Below are 5,804 nucleotides of genomic sequence, written 5' to 3' on the forward strand. Positions count from 1 at the left end.
CGGTGTGGTGTACGGGCCGTCGTTCCAGGGGCTGCGGGCGGTGTGGACGCGCGGTGAGGAGGTCTTCGCCGAGGTCGAACTGCCCGAGCAGCTCCGGGGCGAGGCCGGCCGCTACGGCCTGCACCCCGCGCTGCTGGACGCCGCCCTGCACGTCTCCGGTTTCGGGGCCGTCGCCCAGGGCGAGCCCGGACAGCTGCTGCTGCCCTTCGCCTGGAACGGCTTCACGCTCCGCGCGGCCGGTGCCACCCGGCTGCGGGTGCGGGCCGGTTCGGCCGGGGCGGACGGGGTGTCCCTGGAGCTCTCCGACGCGAGCGGCGCCCCCGTCGGCTCGGTGCGTTCGCTGTCGTTCCGCCCGGTGGCCGCCGGACGGCCGGACTCCGCGACGAGCGCGGAGCGCGAGGCGCTCTTCAAGGTCGAGTGGACCCCGCTGTCCCGTGCGCAGGACGAGGGGGCGACGGCCGGGGGCGTTTCCTGGGCCGTGCTCGGCGCGGTCGTTCCGGCCGGCCTGACGGTCCCCTCGCCCGCCGTCCACCCGGACGTGCCCGCGTTGGCGGCCGCCGTCCGGTCGGGCGAGCCGGCGCCCGGCGTGGTGCTCGTCGACACGACGCGGTGGCTCGCGGGGGCCGAAGGGCCGTCGCGGACCAGGGAGTCGGCCTTCGGGCTGCTCGCCCTGGTGCAGTCGTGGCTGGCCGAGCCGTCGCTCGCGGCGGCCCGGCTGGTCGTCCTGACCCGCGGCCTGGCCGACGACCCGGCGGCGGGCGCGCTGTGGGGCCTGATGCGCACCGTCCAGTCCGAGGAGCCGGAGCGCTTCCTGGTGGTCGACACGGACGGGGAGGAGGCGTCCTGGCGCGCCCTGCCCGGCGCCGTCTCGACCGGTGAGCCGCAGCTGGCCCTGCGGTCCGGCACGGTCACCGTGCCCCGGCTGGTCCGGGCGGTGGCCGACCCCGCGCTGGCGGTGCCCGCCGGCGCCCCGGCCTGGCGGCTGGAGACCACCGGCGGCGACACGGTCAAGGACCTCGCGCTCGTGCCGTCCCCGGCGGCGACGCGGCCGCTGGTGCCGGGCGAGGTGCGGGTCGCCGTCCGCGCCGCGGGCGTGAACTTCCGCGACGTGCTGATCACGCTCGGCATGGTCCCCGGGCAGCACGGCCTGGGCGGCGAGGTCGCCGGCGTGGTCCTGGAGACCGGCCCGGAGGTGACCGGACTGGCCGTCGGCGACCGGGTGATGGGCATGCTCGGGGAGGACTTCGGGGCGTTCGGACCGGTCGCGGTGACCGACCGGCGACTGCTGGTCCGGATGCCGGAGGGCTGGTCGTTCGAGCAGGCGGCCTCCGTCTCGATCGTCTTCCTCACCGCCTACTACGGCCTGCGCGACCTGGCCGCCCTCGTCCCCGGCGAGACGGTCCTGATCAACGCGGCGGCGGGCGGCGTCGGCATGGCCTCGGTCCAGCTCGCCCGCCACTTCGGCGCCGAGGTGTACGGGACGGCGGGCCCCGGCAAGTGGGCGGCGCTGCGGCCGCTGGGCCTGGACGACGACCACCTGGGGTCGTCCCGCACGGTGGAGTTCCGGGAGCGCTTCCTGACCGCCACCGGCGGCCGGGGCGTGGACGTGGTGCTCAACTCGCTCTCCGGCGAGTTCGCCGACGCCTCGCTGGGCCTGCTGCCGCGCGGCGGCCGCTTCCTGGAGATGGGCAAGACCGACATCCGGGAGGCGTCCGAGGTCGCGGCGGCCCACCCCGGAGTGGCGTACCAGGCGTACGACCTGCGGGAGGCCGGCCCGGACCGGATCCAGGAGATGCTCACCGAGCTCGTCGCGCTCTTCGAGGCCGGAGCCATCAGCCCCCTGCCGCACCGCAGTTGGGACGTGCGGCGGGCCCCCGAGGCGTTCCGTCACCTGAGCCAGGCGAAGCACGTCGGCAAGGTCGTGCTGAGCGTTCCGCACGGCCTGGATCCGCGGGGCACGGTGCTGGTGAGCGGTGGTGGTGCTCTGGGTGCTTTGGTGGCGCGGCATTTGGTGGTGGCGCACGGGGTGCGGCATCTGGTGCTGGCGAGTCGTCGTGGTGCTGCCGCTGCCGGGGTCGGTGAACTGGTGGAGGGTCTGCGGGGGTTGGGCGCCGAATCGGTGGACGTGGTGGCCTGTGATCTGGGTGACCGGGCGTCGGTGGCGGGTCTGTTGGCGTCGGTGCCGGCGGAGCGTGGGCTGACGGCGGTGGTGCACACGGCCGGTGTGCTGGACGACGGTGTGGTGACGGCGTTGACGCCGGAGCGTCTGGACGGGGTGTTCCGTCCGAAGGTCGACGCGGCCTGGCATCTGCACGAGTTGACGCGCGACACGGACTTGGCCGCGTTCGTGCTGTTCTCGTCGGCGGCCGGTGTGCTGGGCAACCCTGGTCAGGGCAACTACGCCGCGGCCAACGGGTTCCTGGACGGTCTGGCGCGGCAGCGGCGGGCCCAGGGCCTGCCCGCGGTCTCCCTGGCCTGGGGCTTCTGGGCCGAGAGCAGCGGCATGACCGACCACCTCGCCGACGTCGACCTGCACCGCACCCAGCGGGGCGGCATGAAGGGGCTGACGGAGGAGCTCGGCATGGCCCTGCTCGACGCGGGCCTCGCCTCGCCCGACCCGGAACTCGTCCCGACCGTCCTGGACCTGGCCGACCTGAGGGCCGAGGCCGCCGCCGGGCAGACCTCCCCGCTCCTGCGCGGACTCGTCCGGCCGCCGCGGTCGGCGGCCGCCACGGAGCGCGCCACCGGGCACGAGGAGTCGCTCGTCCAGCGGCTCGCCGGGCTCTCCCAGGACGACCGGGCCAGGCGGATGCTCGACCTGGTCCAGGAGAACGCGGCGGCCGTCCTCGGCCACACGACGGCCGGCCTGATCCAGCCGGCCCGGGCCTTCAAGGACGTCGGCTTCGACTCGCTTACCGCCGTCGAACTCCGCAACCGCCTCGGCCGGGCGACCGGCGTGCGGCTGTCCGCCACGACCGTCTTCGACTACCCGACCCCCAACGCGCTCAGCGCGCAGCTCCTAGCCGAGCTGGCGCCGCAGCTCCCGCCGGCCACCGGCCCGGGAGGCCCGGCCGCCGGGGGAGCGGGGGAGATCGACGAAGCCGAGTTCCGCCGGGGGCTGGCCGCGCTGCCGCTCGACCGGATCCGCGCGGCCGGACTGCTGGATGGGCTGATCGGTCTGATCGGCACCACCGGAACCACCGACACGCCCGGTACCACCGGCGCCACCGGCCCGGCGGACGGCGAGGAGGAGCTCATCGACGCCCTGGACGTCGCCGACCTCGTCCGCATGGCCCGCGAAAGCCTCGATTCCTGAACAGCTCTGGAGAGATAGAGATCATGGAGAAGATGTCGTCCGAAGCTGTGGTCGAGGCGCTGCGCGACTCGCTGAAGGAGACCGCACGGCTCAGGAAGCAGAACCAGAACCTGCTCGCCACCGCGTCCGAGCCGATCGCGATCGTCGGGATGGCCTGCCGGCTGCCGGGCGGGGTGTCCTCGCCCGAGGAGCTGTGGCGGCTGCTGGCGGAGGAGCGGGACGCGATCTCCGGGTTCCCGGAGGACCGCGGCTGGGACCTGGAGGGCCTGTTCGACCCGGACCCGCAGAGCCCCGGCAAGTCCTACGTCCTCCAGGGCGGCTTCCTGCGGGACGCCGGCGGATTCGACGCCGAGTTCTTCGGGATCTCGCCGCGTGAGGCGCTGGCGATGGACCCGCAGCAGCGGCTGCTGCTGGAGACCTCGTGGGAGGCCTTCGAGCACGCGGGCATCGACCCCACCGCGCTGCACGGCAGCAAGGTCGGCGTCTTCTCCGGGGTGATCAACCACGACTACATCGTGCCGCTCCAGGACGCCCCGGAGGAGCTGGAGGGATTTCGGCTCACCGGTGTCTCGGGCAGCGTCGCCTCGGGCCGGGTGTCGTACACGCTGGGTCTCGAGGGGCCTGCGGTGACGGTGGACACGGCGTGCTCGTCCTCGCTGGTGGCCCTGCACCTGGCCGCGCAGTCGCTGCGCCAGGGCGAGACGGAGATGGCCCTGGTCGGCGGCGTCACGACCATGGCCACCCCTGACAACTTCGTGGAGTTCTCGCGGCAGCGGGGGCTGGCGGTCGATGGCCGGGCCAAGGCGTTCGCGGCGTCGGCCGATGGGACGGCGTGGGCCGAGGGTGTGGCGGTGGTGTTGTTGGAGCGGTTGTCGGAGGCGCGTCGGCGTGGGCACCGGGTGCTGGCGGTGGTGCGGGGCAGTGCGGTGAATCAGGACGGTGCGTCGAACGGTCTGACGGCGCCGAACGGTCCGTCGCAGCAGCGGGTGATTCGGCAGGCGCTGGCGAGTGCCCGGCTGGCGTCGGCGGATGTGGATGTGGTGGAGGCGCACGGCACGGGGACGGCGCTGGGTGATCCGATCGAGGCGCAGGCGTTGCTGGCGACGTACGGGCAGGGCCGTGAGGCTGAACGGCCCCTGTGGCTGGGGTCGTTGAAGTCGAACATCGGTCATGCGCAGGCGTCCGCGGGTGTGGCGGGTGTGATCAAGATGGTGCTGGCGATGCGGCACGGGGTGATGCCGAAGACGCTGCATGTGGACGAGCCGTCGCCGAAGGTGGACTGGTCGGCGGGTGCGGTGGAGTTGCTGACCGAGGCGCGGGAGTGGCCGGCGGTCGAGGGGCGGCCGCGCCGGGCCGCCGTCTCCTCCTTCGGCGTCAGCGGGACCAACGCGCATGTGGTGCTGGAGGAGGCACCGGCGGTCGACGCCCCGCCGGCTGTGGCGGACCCGGCCGTTCTTCCGCTCGTGCCGTGGGTGCTGTCGGCGCGTTCGGAGGCGGGGCTGCGGGGTCAGGCGGCCCGGCTGCTCGCGTTGCTGGAGGGCGATGCGGAGCTGGATCCGGTGGATGTCGGGTTCTCGCTGGCCACGACGCGGGCCGCGATGGACCACCGTGCGGCGGTGGTCGGTGCCGACCGGGCGGCGCTGTTGGAGGCGCTGGCCGGGGTCGCCCGGGGCGAGGCGGGCACGGACGCGGTGCTGGGCCAGGTGGCCTGGGGCCGGGTCGGGGTGCTGTTCACCGGGCAGGGCAGTCAGCGGCTCGGAATGGGCCGGGGGTTGTACGAGGCGTTCCCGGTGTTCGCGAAGGCTTTCGACGAGGTGTGCGCGGAGCTGGATCCGCATCTGGAGGTGCCGTTGCGGGAGGTGGTCTGGGGCGGGGACGCCTCGGCCGTGGAGGCGACGGGGGTGGCGCAGCCGGGTCTGTTCGCGTTCGAGGTGGCGCTGTTCCGTCTGGTGGAGTCCTGGGGTGTCGGGGCTGATTTCGTGGCCGGGCATTCGGTGGGCGAGCTGGCGGCGGCGCATGTGGCGGGGGTGTTCTCGCTGGCGGATGCGGCGCGGTTGGTGGCGGCGCGTGGTCGTCTGATGCAGGCGTTGCCGGCCGGTGGTGCGATGGTCGCGGTGCGGGCGACGGAGGCCGAGGTGGTGGCCGAGCTGATCGATGGTGTGTCGATCGCGGCGGTGAACGGCCCGTCGCAGGTGGTGATTTCGGGTGCCGAGGACGCCGTCTTGGAGGTGGCGTCGCGGTTCGGGAAGTCGAAGCGGCTCTCCGTCTCGCACGCGTTCCACTCGGGCCTGATGGACGGCATGCTCGCGGAGTTCCGCGAGGTCGCCCGCTCGGTCTCCTACTCCCCGTCCGTGGTTCCGGTGGTGTCGAATGTGACGGGCTCGCTCGCGGGGGAGGAGCTGCGGGACCCGGAGTACTGGGTGCGGCACGTGCGTGAGACCGTGCGTTTCGCCGATGGTGTGCGCACGCTGCACGAGCAGGGTGTGAC

At 73.9% G+C, this 5,804-nt stretch carries 2 protein-coding genes; both read left to right on the forward strand.

The window, feature by feature from the left end; all coding sequences use genetic code 11:
* Window positions 1-3,316, forward strand: a 3,316-nt coding sequence (locus tag ACWD4P_RS37705) for an SDR family NAD(P)-dependent oxidoreductase (RefSeq protein WP_449782754.1), incomplete at its 5' end; no start/stop codon positions are given.
* A gap of 47 nt (window positions 3,317-3,363) precedes the next feature.
* A partial coding sequence (locus ACWD4P_RS37710; RefSeq protein ID WP_449782755.1) for a type I polyketide synthase occupies window positions 3,364-5,804 on the forward strand: 2,441 nt, incomplete at its 3' end.

The sequence above is a fragment of the Kitasatospora sp. NPDC002543 genome, assembly GCF_053594915.1.